This is a genomic window from Flavobacterium sp. N1719 (assembly GCF_025947045.1).
GTDB classification, from domain to species: Bacteria; Bacteroidota; Bacteroidia; order Flavobacteriales; family Flavobacteriaceae; genus Flavobacterium; species Flavobacterium stagni.
This window is the reverse complement of the sequence record NZ_CP109993.1, coordinates 1,636,823-1,652,022: the sequence shown is the minus strand read 5'-3', so window position 1 is coordinate 1,652,022 and position 15,200 is coordinate 1,636,823. Positions and strand designations below refer to the sequence as shown.

Annotated in this window: 12 protein-coding genes; 9 read left to right on the top strand and 3 right to left on the bottom strand. The window is 41.5% G+C overall.

Translation table 11 applies throughout. The features are described from left to right. Window positions 1–28: 28 nt before the first annotated feature. The 7 genes from OLM45_RS07055 (at window position 29) to OLM45_RS07025 (ending at window position 10,336) form a co-directional block, all read left to right on the top strand. Window positions 29–2,959 carry a M16 family metallopeptidase gene (locus OLM45_RS07055; RefSeq protein ID WP_264509307.1) on the top strand — a complete coding sequence of 977 codons (2,931 nt, stop codon included), beginning with the start codon at window positions 29–31 and terminating at the stop codon, window positions 2,957–2,959. Window positions 2,960–3,066: 107 nt separating this feature from the next. Next, window positions 3,067–3,636, top strand: coding sequence for a cob(I)yrinic acid a,c-diamide adenosyltransferase (locus OLM45_RS07050; protein WP_129460779.1), 570 nt, complete (start codon window positions 3,067–3,069; stop codon window positions 3,634–3,636). Window positions 3,637–3,790: 154 nt separating this feature from the next. Beyond that, entirely contained in the window at window positions 3,791–4,012 is a 222-nt protein-coding gene (locus tag OLM45_RS07045) for a DUF2795 domain-containing protein (protein ID WP_073362738.1), read from the top strand. A gap of 100 nt (window positions 4,013–4,112) precedes the next feature. Further along, window positions 4,113–7,460, top strand: coding sequence for a preprotein translocase subunit SecA (gene secA, locus OLM45_RS07040; RefSeq protein ID WP_264509306.1), 3,348 nt, complete (start codon window positions 4,113–4,115; stop codon window positions 7,458–7,460). A 115-nt stretch (window positions 7,461–7,575) separates the two neighbouring features. Beyond that, on the top strand, window positions 7,576–8,823 hold the full coding sequence (gene pepT / locus OLM45_RS07035; protein WP_264509304.1) for a peptidase T: 1,248 nt from the start codon (window positions 7,576–7,578) through the stop codon (window positions 8,821–8,823). Between the two features lie 178 nt (window positions 8,824–9,001). Next, window positions 9,002–9,559, top strand: a complete 558-nt coding sequence (locus OLM45_RS07030; RefSeq protein ID WP_264509302.1) for a hypothetical protein — start codon at window positions 9,002–9,004, stop codon at window positions 9,557–9,559. 198 nt (window positions 9,560–9,757) lie between these two features. Beyond that, window positions 9,758–10,336 (top strand): YdeI/OmpD-associated family protein, encoded by a 579-nt coding sequence (locus OLM45_RS07025; RefSeq protein ID WP_264509300.1) that lies wholly within the window; start codon window positions 9,758–9,760, stop codon window positions 10,334–10,336. A gap of 29 nt (window positions 10,337–10,365) precedes the next feature. Here the strand turns inward: OLM45_RS07025 and yajC are convergent, their stop codons facing one another. The 3 genes from yajC to OLM45_RS07010 all read right to left on the bottom strand — a co-directional run bounded on the left by yajC (window position 10,366) and on the right by OLM45_RS07010 (window position 12,787). Continuing rightward, a complete protein-coding gene (gene yajC, locus OLM45_RS07020; RefSeq protein WP_129460773.1) occupies window positions 10,366–10,641 on the bottom strand; it encodes a preprotein translocase subunit YajC in 276 nt (91 codons plus the stop codon). Between the two features lie 18 nt (window positions 10,642–10,659). Beyond that, window positions 10,660–11,595, bottom strand: a complete 936-nt coding sequence (gene nusB / locus OLM45_RS07015) for a transcription antitermination factor NusB (protein WP_264509299.1) — start codon at window positions 11,593–11,595, stop codon at window positions 10,660–10,662. Window positions 11,596–11,683: 88 nt separating this feature from the next. Continuing rightward, on the bottom strand, window positions 11,684–12,787 hold the full coding sequence (locus OLM45_RS07010; RefSeq protein ID WP_129460771.1) for a Glu/Leu/Phe/Val dehydrogenase dimerization domain-containing protein: 1,104 nt from the start codon (window positions 12,785–12,787) through the stop codon (window positions 11,684–11,686). 193 nt (window positions 12,788–12,980) lie between these two features. On the opposite strand from OLM45_RS07010, the gene OLM45_RS07005 reads away from it, so the two are divergent. Together OLM45_RS07005 and OLM45_RS07000 are read left to right on the top strand one after the other, a co-directional pair. Then, entirely contained in the window at window positions 12,981–14,744 is a 1,764-nt protein-coding gene (locus OLM45_RS07005) for an ABC transporter ATP-binding protein (protein WP_264509298.1), read from the top strand. Window positions 14,745–14,811: 67 nt separating this feature from the next. Continuing rightward, a complete protein-coding gene (locus tag OLM45_RS07000) occupies window positions 14,812–15,180 on the top strand; it encodes a PUR family DNA/RNA-binding protein (protein ID WP_129460769.1) in 369 nt (122 codons plus the stop codon). Window positions 15,181–15,200 lie beyond the last annotated feature (20 nt).

The window sequence follows — 15,200 nt, the reverse complement described above, 5'->3', positions numbered from 1 at the left end:
TAGTTAATTACACACCAATTCTATTTTTATGAAAAACAAACTAAACCTTACCTTATTTTTCTTAGCCGTTTCGGCTGTAGTATTTGGCCAGCAATCGGGATTCCAATGGAAAGAAGCTGAATCGGGTGGCTACAAGTACAAATACGTGACCAACGACCCGATGAAAGCCCGTTTTTACACCTTAAAAAATGGCTTGACGGTTATTTTGAGTCCGACCAACAAAGACCCGCGCATTCAAGCTTATGTGGCGGTGAAAGCAGGAAGTAAAACCGACCCGGCTACCAATACCGGATTGGCGCATTATCTTGAGCACATGTTGTTCAAAGGAACCGACAAATATGGAAGTTTGGATTGGGCCAAAGAAAAAGTGGAATTGGACAAAATCGATGCCCTTTACGAGAAATACAACAAATCGACCGATGCAGCGCAACGCAAAGCCATTTACCACCAAATCGACTCCATTTCGGGAGTGGCTAGTAAATATGCCATTGCCAATGAATACGACAAAATGATGACTTCGATGGGAGCGCAAGGCACGAATGCCTTCACTTCATTTGAGCAAACGGTGTATACAGATGATGTTCCTGCGAGTGCCATCGACAAGTATTTAACGGTGCAAGCCGAGCGTTTCCGCAACCCTATTTTGCGTATTTTCCATACTGAATTAGAAGCGGTTTATGAAGAAAAAAACCGTTCGCTAGACAACGACGGACGCAAGGTGTTTGAAACCTTATTTTCCAATTTATTTTTAAAACACAATTACGGTTTACAGACCACCATTGGAACGGTTGAACATTTGAAAAACCCGTCTTTGGTAGAAATCCGAAAATATTTCAACAAATATTATGTTCCTAATAATATGGGTATCATTTTATCCGGTGACTTTGATGCGGATAAAGTAATTGCCACCATTGACAAAATGTTTGGATACATGCAAGCCAAACCGTTTGACAAATATAAATTCGAACCCGAAGCGCCCATCACCGCTCCGATTCAAAAAGAAATCGTAGGTCCCGATGCTGAAAGTTTGACTCTAGGTTACCGCCTACCCGGAAATAAAGACAAAGATGCTTTATTAGCTGATTTGGTGGGACAAATTTTAACCAACGGAAAAGCCGGTTTATTGGATTTGAATTTGGTCAAAAAACAAAAACTACTCCGCGCCAATGCCTTCACCTACAGTTTGATTGACTATGGCGTTTTGTATTTTTCAGCATCTCCAACCAACGGACAATCATTGGAAGACGTGAAAGCCTTGGTGTTGGGCGAAATCGACAATTTGAAAAAAGGAAATTTCGACAATGATTTGATTGCTTCAATCATTAATAACATCAAGAAAAATAAAATTACCGAATCCGAAAGTTATGGCGAACGTGCAAGCGTTTTGATGGATGCCTTTACGTCTGAATTGGATTGGAAAGATCAAGTGGCGTACGTGAACAATCTTTCTAAAATTAAAAAAGAAGATATTGTCGCTTTCGCGAATAAATATTTAGGCTCTAATTATGTGTGTATTTTCAAACGCAAAGGGGATGCACCCCAATCGCAAAAAATTGAAAAACCACAAATTACGCCAGTGGAAACCAATGCCGACAAACAATCGGCTTTTGTGAAAATGGTGGATGATCTACCAGCCACTGCCGCTACGCCCGTATTTTTAGATTACAACACCGCCATTCAAAAAGCAAAATTAGGAAATGCGGAAGTGCTGTATGTCCCGAACAAAGACAATTCGATTTTCCGTTTGCGTTACCGTTACAACATCGGAACATTGAACGATAACAAACAAAGTATTGCTACACAGTTTGTACAATTTTTGGGTACGGATAAAAAATCTGCGGAACAAATCACGAAAGAGTTTTACAAAATCGCATGTAGTTTCAACATCAATGCCAATGAAAATTATACCACAGTGACCATTGAAGGTTTGCAAGATAATTTTGAAGCCGCAGTGAAACTATATGAAGAGGTTATCGCTAACATTCAAGCCGATGAAACTGCTTTAAAAGCCTTAAAAGCGCGCATTAACAAATCGAGAAAAGATGCCAAAGCCAACAAAGGCGCTATCCTACAAGGATTAACGAGTTATGCCACCTACGGTCCGGTGAACAAATTCAACAATACGTTCAGCAATGCCGAATTGGAAGCCCTTACAGCGCAAGAATTGGTCGATCGTATAAAGAATTTAAACAATTACGAACAAACGGTGATTTATTACGGTCCCGCTTCTTTAGCTTCTTTAACTGAAAAATTAAAAGGAGTACACAAAGTACCGGCTCAATTTTCAAAACCTGCTCCGGCAAAAGAGTTTACGTTAACCACGCAAAATTCCAACCAAGTCTTGTTTACCGACTACGATATGGTACAAGCGGAAACACGTTGGGTGCGTAACTTAGAAGCGTTTGACCCTAATCAAAAAACAATCGTGAATGTATTCAACAATTATTTTGGCGGCGGAATGGGTTCGCTAGTTTTCCAAACCATTCGCGAGAGTAAAGCCCTAGCTTACAGCACCTACGGATACATCATGGAACCACAAAAAGCCGAGGATCACTTCCAAATCTTAGCCTATGTGGGAAGTCAGGCCGACAAATTTAACGAAGCGACCGTGGCCATGAATGAGTTATTGAACGTGATGCCTGAATTACCGGCGAATTTGGAATTGGCAAAAACACAAATCAAAAAAGACATTCAAACCGAACGCATTACCCAAGACGGTATCATTTTCAATTATTTAAATGCCAAACAATTGGGATTAACTGCTGACCCGCGTAAACAAATGTACAATCAGGTGGACAGCATCCAAATGAAAGATGTGAAAGCCTACCACCAAAGTCATTTGGCCAATAAAGCGTATACTTACGCCATTGTTGGTTCAGAAAAGCGAATCAACTTGGAGGATTTGAAAAAACTGGGTGAAGTGAAAAAAATCACCTTAGAAGAATTGTTTGGGTATTAATTCCGAACCTTCCTAATCATAAAGCTGTCCCTAAAAAGACAGCTTTTTTAGTTTTTAGTACGTCTTTTTGTTACTTTTGAAAACGATTGAAAAAAGCGAAAGCAGCTATGAAAGTATATACAAAAACAGGGGATGCTGGAACTACTTCCCTATTTGGTGGAGACCGCGTTCCCAAACACCATATTCGTATTGAAAGTTATGGTACGGTAGACGAACTCAATAGTTACATCGGACTCGTGCGCGATCAAGAAATGAATCCCTTGTACAAAGCCGTTTTGGTCGAAGTGCAAGACCGTTTGTTTACGGTAGGAGCTATTTTGGCTACACCACCCGCGAAAGAAGTGTTGAAAAACGGCGAAAAACGCTTGCAAAACTTAGGCATCACCGAAGCGGATATCGACTATTTGGAGATGGAAATGGATAAAATGGATGCTGAATTACCGCCTATGACACACTTTGTGTTACCGGGTGGACATACTACGGTGTCATATTGTCATGTAGCGCGCTGTGTATGCCGTAGAGCCGAGCGTTTAGCGGTGCATTTGAATGACATCGAACCGACAGATTCGCTTGTAATTAAGTACTTGAACCGACTTTCTGACTACCTTTTTGTGTTGGCACGGAAGTTGTCCCTCGACTTGAACGCCGAGGAAACGCCTTGGATACCGAGAAAGTAGTTTTCAACTTTTGTTTTGAATAAAAATCAAGTCGCAAGTCCCGTGAAAACCCACTTTTTTACGTTCTTAACTTTTAAATTAAAATAAATCAATTTTTACTTGACTTTTTCAGTTAAAAATTTATTTTTGCAGTAAATCTAAAAATCGAAAGAAGATGTATTGGACATTAGAATTAGCATCGTATTTAAGTGATGCACCGTGGCCTGCTACTAAAGATGAATTAATCGATTTTGCCATCAGAACCGGAGCGCCTCTTGAGGTGGTTGAAAACCTTCAATCCATCGAAGACGAAGGCGAAATTTACGAGTCTATGGAAGAAATTTGGCCAGATTACCCTACGGATGAAGATTATCTGTGGAACGAGGACGAATACTAAGAAATAAAAACATTCACAACTGAAAAAAAGTCTCATTTGGGGCTTTTTTTTTGTTTAAATTTGCACACCCCGAAAGGGGCAAAAACTAAATTATTATACCATGAGTATCATTAACAGCATACTTAAAATGTTTGTCGGAGATAAATCCGAAAAAGATATTAAAGCAATCCAACCTATTGTAGCGAAAATCAAAGCGATGGAAGGTTCGTTGACCGGACTCTCCCACGATCAATTGCGTGCGAAAACCGCTGAATTCAAAGCCAAAATCAAAGACGCCCGCGCTAAATTTGATGAAGAAATCAGCAAACTTAAAGCTGATGCCGAAGCTACACAGGATATCGATGCTCGTGAAGACTTATACAACAAAATCGATGCGTTAGAAAAAGAAGCCTACGAAGCTTCTGAAAAAACACTTAACGATATTTTACCCGAAGCTTTTGCTGTGGTGAAAGAAACGGCAAAACGTTTCAAAGAAAACACATCCATTACCGTAACCGCTACGCCAATGGACCGTGAATTTTCCGCGACCAAAGCGTATGTTACCCTAGAAGGTGACCAAGCCGTTTGGGCCAATTCCTGGAATGCGGCTGGAAAAGAAATTACTTGGGACATGATCCACTACGATGTACAGTTGATCGGGGGTATCGTATTGCACCAAGGGAAAATTTCAGAAATGCAAACCGGGGAAGGAAAAACCTTAGTAGCTACCCTTCCGTTGTACTTGAATGCCTTGACCGGAAATGGCGTACACTTGGTGACCGTGAACGACTACCTTGCCAAACGTGACAGCACGTGGAAAGCGCCTTTATTCGAATTCCACGGATTGACAGTAGATTGTATCGACAACCACTCGCCCAACACCGCTGCCCGTCGTAAAGCGTATAATGCCGACATCACTTATGGAACCAACAACGAGTTTGGTTTCGACTACCTTCGTGATAACATGGCACACTCGCCCGAAGATTTGGTACAACGCAAACACAATTATGCGATTGTCGACGAGGTGGACTCGGTATTAATCGATGACGCACGTACACCGTTGATCATCTCGGGACCGGTTCCTGATGGCGATCGTCACGAGTTCAACGAATTAAAACCAAAAATCGAAAACTTATATAACCTACAACGTCAATTGGCGAATGGTTTCTTAGCGGAAGCTAAAAAATTAATCAAAGAAGGCAATGCCAAAGACGGCGGTTTCCAATTGTTGCGTGCTTACCGTGCGCTTCCAAAAAACAAAGCGTTGATCAAATTCTTGAGTGAAGAAGGTGTAAAACAATTGTTGCAAAAAACGGAAAACCAATACATGCAAGACAACAACCGCGAAATGCACAAAGTGGATGAAGCGTTGTATTTCGTGATTGAAGAAAAAAATAACCAAGTGGAATTGACCGATAACGGTATCAAATTCCTTTCCCAAGATACCTCTGACGATTTCTTCGTATTACCGGATATCGGAACTGAAATCGCCAACATCGAAAAAATGAATTTGGACAAAGACCAAGAAGCGGAAGCCCGCGAGCGTTTGTTCCAAGATTTCGGTGTAAAAAGCGAGCGTATTCATACCTTAACCCAATTATTGAAAGCGTATACCTTGTTTGAAAAAGACGTGGAATACGTGATCATGGACAATAAAATTTTAATCGTAGACGAACAAACCGGTCGTATCATGGACGGTCGTCGCTACTCCGATGGTTTACACCAAGCGATTGAAGCGAAAGAAAACGTGACCATTGAAGCGGCTACGCAAACCTTTGCTACGATTACGTTACAGAACTACTTCCGTATGTACAACAAGTTGGCGGGGATGACCGGTACCGCAGTGACGGAAGCTGGCGAGTTCTGGGAAATCTACAAGTTAGACGTTGTTGAGATTCCGACGAACCGTGGAATTTCACGTATCGATAAAGACGATTTGATCTACCGTTCTGTACGTGAAAAATACAATGCCATCATTGAAGATGTGGTGAAAATTTCGCAAGAAGGTCGCCCTGTTTTGATCGGTACCACTTCGGTTGAAATCTCGGAATTGTTGAGTCGTATGTTGAAAATTCGCAATATTGCGCACAACGTCTTGAATGCGAAATTGCACAAAAAAGAAGCCGATATCGTTGCCGAAGCAGGTAAACCAGGGGTCGTAACCATCGCCACCAACATGGCCGGTCGTGGAACCGACATTAAGTTGACGCCTGAAGTAAAAGCTGCAGGTGGTTTGGCCATCATCGGTACAGAGCGTCACGATTCACGTCGTGTAGACCGTCAGTTACGCGGTCGTTCTGGTCGTCAAGGAGATCCAGGAAGTTCGCAGTTCTATGTATCGTTGGAAGATAACTTGATGCGTCTTTTCGGTTCGGAGCGTGTAGCCAAAATCATGGACCGTATGGGCTTGAAAGAAGGGGAAGTGATCCAACACTCGATGATGACGAAGTCGATCGAACGTGCCCAGAAAAAAGTAGAAGAAAACAACTTTGGGGTTCGTAAACGTTTGTTGGAATACGATGATGTTATGAATGCGCAACGTGAAGTGGTGTACAAACGCCGCCGTCACGCCTTACACGGAGAACGTTTGAAACTGGATATCGTGAATATGTTGTACGATACCTGTGAAGTGATTGTAGCCGACAACAAAGGGGTGAACGATTTTAAAAACTTCGAATTTGAAATTATTCGCTACTTCTCCATCACCTCGCCGATTACGCAAAGTGAATTTGAAAAATTAAACGAAATGGAAATTACAGGTCGTCTCTACAAAGCGGCGTACCAATATTATACAGAGAAATGCGAACGTTCTGCCCGTGAAGCCTTCCCGATTATCGCGAATGTGTACGAAAATCCGGGGAACCAATTTGAGCGTATCGTGGTACCGTTTACCGATGGTATCAAATCCTTGAATGTGGTAACCGACTTGAAAAAGGCCTACGAAACGCAAGGTGCACAATTGGTGGCTGATTTCGAAAAGAACATCACCTTAGCCATTGTGGACGAAGCCTGGAAAAAACACTTGCGCAAAATGGACGAATTGAAAACGTCGGTGCAGTTGGCGGTTCACGAACAAAAAGACCCGTTGTTGATTTATAAATTGGAAGCCTTCAACTTGTTCCGTACGATGTTGAATGCTGTAAATAAAGAAGTGATTTCGTTCTTGTTCAAAGGCGATTTACCCCAACAACAAGTGTCGCAAGAAATTCACGAAGCGCGCATCGAAGACCGTCCACGCGAGCAGTACACTGAATCGCGTAACGAAAATGAAGTGGCGGAAAGCAATGCTCAAGCGCAGCAAGAAGCCCAACCGCAACGCACAGAAACGGTGGTGCGCGAAATGCCAAAAATTAACCGTAACGATACCGTTACCATCAAACATATTTTAAGTGGCAAAACCGAATCGATGAAGTACAAAAAAGCCGAATCGATGATTGCTACAGGCGAATGGGTTATTGTAAACGAATAATACATTCCCACTTAAAAAATCTTCCCCGTATCCACCGATGCGGGGATTTTTTTTGCCCAAAATCCACCGCAGCTCCTCCCCGATTTGTTATATTTGTGACTCAAAATTTCCAACTATGCAACATATTATTGACCGCTTTATCAGCTACGTCACGATCGATACCGAGTCGGATGCCAACTCACCGACAACACCCAGTACCGCCAAACAATTTGACTTGGCCAACTTACTGGTGCAAGAATTACAAAACATCGGACTCACCGAAGTCACCATCGATGAAAAGGGCTATGTGATGGGCACCCTTCCTTCGAATGTGGAGCATGACGTACCAACCATCGGCTTTGTGTCGCATTACGATACTTCGCCCGATTTTACAGGAAAAGGCGTAACGCCACAAATTGTGCACAATTACGACGGCGGTGACATTGTGTTGAATGCTGAAAAAAACATTGTGCTTTCGCCTTCCTATTTTGAAGATTTGTTGTTGTACAAAGGACAAACCTTGATTACCACCAACGGACTCACCTTGTTGGGTGCCGACGACAAAGCCGGACTTACAGAGATTGTAACCGCGATGGAATACTTGGTACAACACCCCGAAATCAAACACGGGAAAATTCGCGTGGGTTTTACGCCGGATGAAGAAATTGGCCGTGGTGCCGACTTTTTTGACGTGGAGCAATTTGGCGCGCAATGGGCCTATACGATGGACGGAAGTCAGTTGGGCGAATTGGAGTACGAGAACTTCAACGCGGCGGGTGCAAAAATTACCTTCAAAGGGAAAAGCGTACACCCGGGCTATGCCAAAGGCAAGATGATCAACTCCATGTTGATTGCTAACGATTTTATCAATGCCTTACCGCAACACGAAATCCCACAAGAAACCGAAGGTTACGAAGGCTTTTTCCACGTGACGGGTTTGACCGGCAGTTTGGAAGAAACCCATTTGGAGCTGATTATCCGCGACCACGACCGGGCGAAGTTTGAAGCGCGCAAGGCCATGGTACTACAAATTGCAGCCGACATCAACGCGCGTTTTGCGGCACAGTTTGGCGAGGACATTTGCATCGCCGAGGTGAAAGACCAGTACTACAACATGCGGGAGAAAGTCGAACCGATGTATTTTATTGTGGACTTGGCCGAGCAGGCGATGCGCGAGTTGGGGATCGTACCCTTGATTAAACCCATTCGTGGCGGCACGGACGGATCGCGTTTGTCGTACATGGGACTACCCTGCCCGAACATCTTTGCGGGCGGCCATAATTTCCACGGCAAATACGAATACGTACCCGTAGAAAGCATGCAAAAAGCAGTGGACGTGATTGTGAAGATTGCGGAGTTGACGGCAACGACGAAATTTGAATAAATCAAAGAACATACTTACACGAAACGGCGTACGATAGTGCGCCGTTTTTTTGTGGAAATTATTTAAAAGTATTTACTCCGACTAGAAAGATCCACTATGTCAAAAATTGAAAAAGCGTTGGCATCATAATTGGAAAAGAAAAATACTAATCCTCAAATGAAAATTAAATTGACACGCCATGAAAAAAGCCATCCAAATTCTTTCGTTTTCGTTATTTATAAGCTTTACTTTTCCCTGTTTTCAAATGTGTTCGGATGCTTCGTTATTGAAAAGGAAGCATCAGGAAACAGGCCAGTTGGAACCCGAAACACCAACCAAAACAGAACAAACCAAACCTATTCATTTATGGAAAGAAAAGGGGAATGCTGCACAAGTTGGCTGGGTTGCGGCACGAGCCGAATGGACTTTTACGACGTATGAACTAGCCCTGAAAAGCTTTCAAATAGATACTGTAGCCGATTTAAAAGAGCGGGGCATCTATCCGTTTCTTTGCATTACGGGCGTTGTATTGTTTACCGTATTGCTTTGTTATCATGCTGTTCGGCAACGTTTTGCAAGTGTTTTCTGGATTTCGTTGATCAACATTGCCTTGCTTGTAACCGCCGTTGGGCTATGGGTTTATGACAAAACCTTGGAGGAATTGCAGCAATTGAAGTGGGGTTTTTATATGGTGTTTATTACGCTGGTGGTGTTGGCAGTTATATCGTATTTGAAAAAGAGAAAAACACTGCAATAAAGTAATTTATATGTGAACTAAATTCACTTCCCTATCCCTAAAATTAAATCAATCGAAATTATAATGTAAAAACCTGTATTTTAGCAGTAACCAGCACCAGCGATTGTAGCGGCATCCCCCGATAGCTATCGGGGATACAGCGGAAAGCGCGGCGGCTTGCCGGGGGCTAAAGAAATTATGAGTTATGAATTATGAGTTATGAGTGAACAAAAAACGTGGAATCGCAATGCCTATTGGCAACAGGAACTTGAGGGTTTAAAGGCTATTCTTGCAACGACTGAATTGGTGGAAACGACCAAATGGGGCGGGATTGTGTATACGCTCAACGGGAAGAATGTGCTGGGCTTGGGCGGGTTCAAAAATTACTTTACCATTTGGTTTTTTAACGGTGTTTTTTTGAAGGACGAATTGGGTGTGCTGGTGAATGCCAACGAAGGAGTCACGAAAGGCCTTCGGCAATGGCGGTTTACCCGTTGGGAGGATGTTAACGAAAAAAACGTGTTGCATTACGTGAATGAAGCTATCGCCAATGAACGCGCCGGACTTGCGATCAAACCCGAGAAGAAAGTACGCATCGAATGTGCTTTTCTCGATGCCGAACTCGCTAAGGATGCTGCCTTACGCACGGCTTTTGAGGGGTTTACGCTTTCGAAGCAAAATGAATTTTTGGAATACATCGCCACAGCGAAACAGGAAAAAACGCAAGTGAGTAGGATGGAAAAAATAAAACCGCTCATCTTGGAAGGACGCGGTTTGAACGATCGGTACCGGAAATAAAAAAATCCCGAGGCGATCGGGATTTTTAGTTATGCTTTTTTGTTCAAGGCAGCACTCAATTCCATCGAAATAGCGGTACGTTCCATTTTTAATTTCCCGGACATGGTTTCGATGATTACTGTGGTTTCGGCCAGCTCGACAATTTTACCGTGAATCCCACTTTTGGTAATAATGCGGTCCCCGACTTTCAAGGCACTTTCAAATTCTTTTTCTTTTTTCATGCGGTTTTGTTGTGGACGAATCATAAAGAAATAGATGACTACGAACATCAATAAAAACGGCAACATTTGTGTTAATTGACCCATAATTGAATTATTTGTTTGTTATAATAAACCGCGACCGGCTTTTTTCATTTTTCCATTAGCTTGGAATTCTTTGACCAAGTTGTCTAAGATTCCGTTGATGAAGAGGCTACTCTTCGGGGTTGAATATTCTTTGGCCAATTCCAAGTACTCGTTGATGGTTACTTTGGCTGGAATGGACGGGAACTTAATGAATTCGCAAATGGCCATTTTTAAAATAATGGTATCCAATTCAGCGATCCGTTCTAAATCCCAATTGGGGGTTTTATTTTCAAATTCTTTCCCGAATTCTTTTTCGTTTAATAAGGTCTTGCGCAATAGATCGACAGCAAAATCGGCATCTTCCGCATCTTTAAAGATTTTCGGCACGCGAAACTCTTCGCTTGTAAAATGACGCAATTGCTTTTGAATCAAAGTGTTCACCACAGGAATATCATCCACCCACGTCAGTTTGAAGTCTTCTAAATAGGCATACAACTTTTCATTGGGCGCAATGATTTCAGTGAATAAATCCATCACAAAGAACCGCTCTTCTTCAAAAGTCACCGTGGGCTTACCCATGTACTTTTGGTACAACGCGCTGTTCTTCACATCTTGCAACATATAGATGATGGTATCATCGTTATTTTGCCAGTTGTTGATGTGGTTGTATTCCAAAGCTTGTTGCAAGGACGGATTATTTTCCAAAGCGAGCAACACGGTATTATTGATAAATCGGGTATTGGGATTGCGTTCTTCTGGGGTAGCTAAGTGTTTGTTCTTGGCCAATTCGATGTAAGTTGCCTCTTTTTTACGGAGTTCGACCAACGAAGACAAAAGGATGAGATAAAGGTCGAGGATGTTGTCCAAACTGGCTTTGAGAAATTTCTCTTGTTTGGTGAGGTCATCGCTTCCACTTTGATGCATAGCGTAAATGGTTTGCATCACTTTAATTCGGATATGTCTTCTGTTTAACACGGAATAAGAACTTTTGGGTTAAAAATAACAAAGCGAAAGAAGTGCTCTTTCGCTTTGCAAAAATAAAATTATTTTTTGGGAAACGCGTTTATTTCGCGTTTTCTTTTCTACGTTGTTCGATACGGTTTTCAGCAATGGCCATCGCTGCTTTTTGCGTGGTCAAGTTGTTTTTCACTGCATAGTCGAAAATTTCTAAGGTTGTATTGTAGATATTTTCGGTACGACGCATCGCTTCTTCTTTACCGTAGTTGGCAATTTCACCATATACATTGATGATGCCACCTGCATTGATTAAGAAGTCAGGCGCATACACGATTCCACGCTCTTGCAAGATAGGTCCGTGTACATTTTCGTTAGCCAATTGGTTGTTGGCCGCACCTGCGATTACTTTCGCTTTAATACGGTAAACGGTATCATCATTGATAGTTGCTCCCAAAGCACATGGTGCATAGATATCTACATCAGCGCTGTATAAATCCTCACCTGTAAAGATAGAAGCACCGTATTTTTTACTGACTTCCTCCAAACGTTGCTCACTCAAATCCACGATTTGAACCAAAGCACCTTCGTTACACAAGTGACTTACTAAGGTTTCACCCACGTGACCGATACCTTGAACCAATACTTTTTTTCCGGCTAAATTGTCCGAACCAAATTGGTATTTGGCAGCGGCTTTCATCCCCATGTACACCCCATAAGCGGTAACAGGAGAAGGATTACCTGATCCACCACGGGCTTCTGAAATACCTGTTACGTATGGCGTTACATCGCGTACAGTATCCATATCGGCGGTAACCATTCCTACGTCTTCTGCAGTGATGTATTTTCCTGAAAGGGAATTTACGAATTCACCAAACTTGCGCATCAACTCCGGATTCTTGTCGGTTTTGGCATCCCCGATAATTACGGCTTTACCCCCACCCAAGTTCAATCCAGAAATGGCCGACTTGTAAGTCATTCCACGCGACAAACGCAAAACGTCATTCAAGGCTTCCCACTCATTATTGTATTTCCACATACGCGTACCGCCCAAAGCCGGACCCAAAACGGTATTGTGAATTCCGATTATTGCTTTTAAACCTGTATCTTTGTCGTGACAAAAAACGATTTGTTCGTGGTTGTCAAACGAAAGTTGGCCAAATACAGGGTCCATTTTCTGAAGCTCCTGTGCTGTAGTGATTTCTGCAGTCATAAAATTAATTTTGTGTTGCGACTTTATCAATAAGTCGAGACAAATTTAACGTTTTATTCAAGATATTTCATCGAATTATGGTTTAATTAGCATATTGTTAATAAAATCAGGATATGCTGAAAATTTTTAAATTACATTATAACACATTTTTTAACATTATTTCTAAAAAATAACAACGAGTCGCCTATAACTCATGAAAGAACTTCAATATTTAAATAAATATTTTATAAAATACAAATACCACTTTTTAGCGGGTATTTTCATTACTATCATTGCCCAAATCTTCTTTTCCTATACCCCAAAATTGATAAGCGCTTCTTTTAAAATCATTCAAAATTATCCTCAAAATGGTTTACAAAAGTCGGAGGTCTTGAAATTGCTTATTAAAAACATCTCCTTAGCCATTGGGACTTCATTGATTGCAGGGTTTCTCACCTTTCTAATGCGCCAAACCTTAATCGTAATGTCGCGCCATGTCGAATTTGATTTAAAAAACGAAGTCTTTCGTCATTACGAACAATTGGATCAAGGCTTTTACAAACGCAATCGTACGGGCGACTTAATGAATCGCATTACCGAAGATGTGGCTAAAGTGCGCATGTACGTTGGCCCAGCCGTAATGTACACCATCAACACCTTGATTCGATTTGGCGTGGTTATTATTTATATGTATAATGTTTCACCACGATTGACGCTGTATACGCTACTTCCATTGCCTCTGCTTTCCTATGTTATTTTTAAATTGAGTGTGGAAATCAACAAACGAAGTACCTTATTTCAACAATTTTTATCCAAAGTTTCCAGTTACAGTCAGGAAGTGTTCTCCGGCGTACGGGTCATTAAAGCCTATGCTTTAGAAAATAAAAACCAAAAAGAAATGTCGGCTCTCGCTGAGGAAAGCAAAGCCAAGAGTTTGCAATTGGCGGGAGTACAATCCTTATTTGGTCCGTTGATGATCACCCTGATTGGGATTAGTAACTTGGCGGTTATTTATTTTGGAGGAATGATGTACATCAATGGCGACCCGCATATACAGAGTATCGGTGTCATCGCAGAATTTATATTGTATGTCAATATGCTCACTTGGCCTGTAGCTTCTATTGGTTGGGTTTCCTCGTTAGTTCAAGAAGCAGCAGCATCTCAAAAACGCATCAATGAGTTTTTAAAAACCCAGCCTGAGATTCAAAACAAGGCAACAGAAATAACGCCTATTCAAGGACGGATTGAATTCAAGAATGTGAGCTACACGTATGAGGACACCCAAATTGAAGCCTTGAAAAACGTATCTTTTACCGTTGAAAAAGGACAAACATTAGCCATTCTCGGAAAAACAGGCGCTGGAAAATCGAGCATTTTAACACTACTCACTCGTTTGCACGACATCGAACAAGGAGCGATTTTAATCGATGGACAGCCGATTGATCAAGTAAACTTAGTTAGTTTACGCGACGCCATTGGTATTGTTCCGCAAGATGCCTTTTTATTCTCGGACACGATTAGTAACAACATCAAATTTGGAAAAGAAAACGCTTCCCAAGAAGAAGTGGAAAGTGCGGCTAAACTAGCGGTTGTACACGACAACATCATTCAATTCAACCAGCAATATGAAACTATTTTGGGCGAACGAGGAATTACGTTGTCGGGTGGTCAAAAGCAGCGGGTTTCCATTGCTCGTGCCATTATCAAAGACCCTAAAATATTATTATTGGACGACTGTCTATCGGCTGTCGATACAGAAACGGAAGAAAAGATTTTAGGTCATTTGAATCGAATTTCGGCAGACAAAACCACCATCATTGTAAGCCATCGGGTATCATCAGCCAAAAATGCGGATCAAATTATAATTTTGGAAGAAGGAAGGATTATTCAACAAGGTTCTCATAATCAATTAGTAAACCAAGACGGCTATTATAAGGAACTTTATGAGAAACAACTTTCTGAAAAAGAAGTACAATAATACTTGCATTATATTCATTTTTTTTTCATTTTCGTAGATAGAAAATTAGTAATTGACTGAATGAATTATGAGAGAAAATGATATGTTGGAAAAAGACGAAATCTTTTCCAAAGTTTTAAGAGCCGGTAGAAGAACTTATTTTTTTGATGTTCGTTCGACAAAAGCAGACGACTACTATATCACGATTACAGAAAGTAAAAAGTTTACCGAAGAAGACGGATCGTTTCATTTCAAAAAACACAAAATCTATTTGTACAAAGAAGATTTTGCTGCCTTCCATGAAATTTTAGAAGAAATGACCCATTTCGTTTTGTCGTCCAAAGGAGAAGAAGTAATCTCTGAACGTCACCAAAAAGACTTTAAGAAAGAATATCCTGCAGAAGAGTCAGGAAACAACGAAAGAAGTTTTACCGATATAGACTTCGACGATATTTAAAAAACAAAAAATCCGAAAGC

Coding starts and splice junctions, on each gene's coding strand:
- OLM45_RS07055 (WP_264509307.1), top strand. CDS start 29: ATGAAAAACAAACTAAACCTTACCTTATTTTTCTTAGCCGTTTCGGCT.
- OLM45_RS07050 (WP_129460779.1), top strand. CDS start 3,067: ATGAAAGTATATACAAAAACAGGGGATGCTGGAACTACTTCCCTATTT.
- OLM45_RS07045 (WP_073362738.1), top strand. CDS start 3,791: ATGTATTGGACATTAGAATTAGCATCGTATTTAAGTGATGCACCGTGG.
- secA (WP_264509306.1), top strand. CDS start 4,113: ATGAGTATCATTAACAGCATACTTAAAATGTTTGTCGGAGATAAATCC.
- pepT (WP_264509304.1), top strand. CDS start 7,576: ATGCAACATATTATTGACCGCTTTATCAGCTACGTCACGATCGATACC.
- OLM45_RS07030 (WP_264509302.1), top strand. CDS start 9,002: ATGAAAAAAGCCATCCAAATTCTTTCGTTTTCGTTATTTATAAGCTTT.
- OLM45_RS07025 (WP_264509300.1), top strand. CDS start 9,758: ATGAGTGAACAAAAAACGTGGAATCGCAATGCCTATTGGCAACAGGAA.
- yajC (WP_129460773.1), bottom strand. CDS start 10,641: ATGGGTCAATTAACACAAATGTTGCCGTTTTTATTGATGTTCGTAGTC.
- OLM45_RS07010 (WP_129460771.1), bottom strand. CDS start 12,787: ATGACTGCAGAAATCACTACAGCACAGGAGCTTCAGAAAATGGACCCT.
- OLM45_RS07005 (WP_264509298.1), top strand. CDS start 12,981: ATGAAAGAACTTCAATATTTAAATAAATATTTTATAAAATACAAATAC.
- OLM45_RS07000 (WP_129460769.1), top strand. CDS start 14,812: ATGAGAGAAAATGATATGTTGGAAAAAGACGAAATCTTTTCCAAAGTT.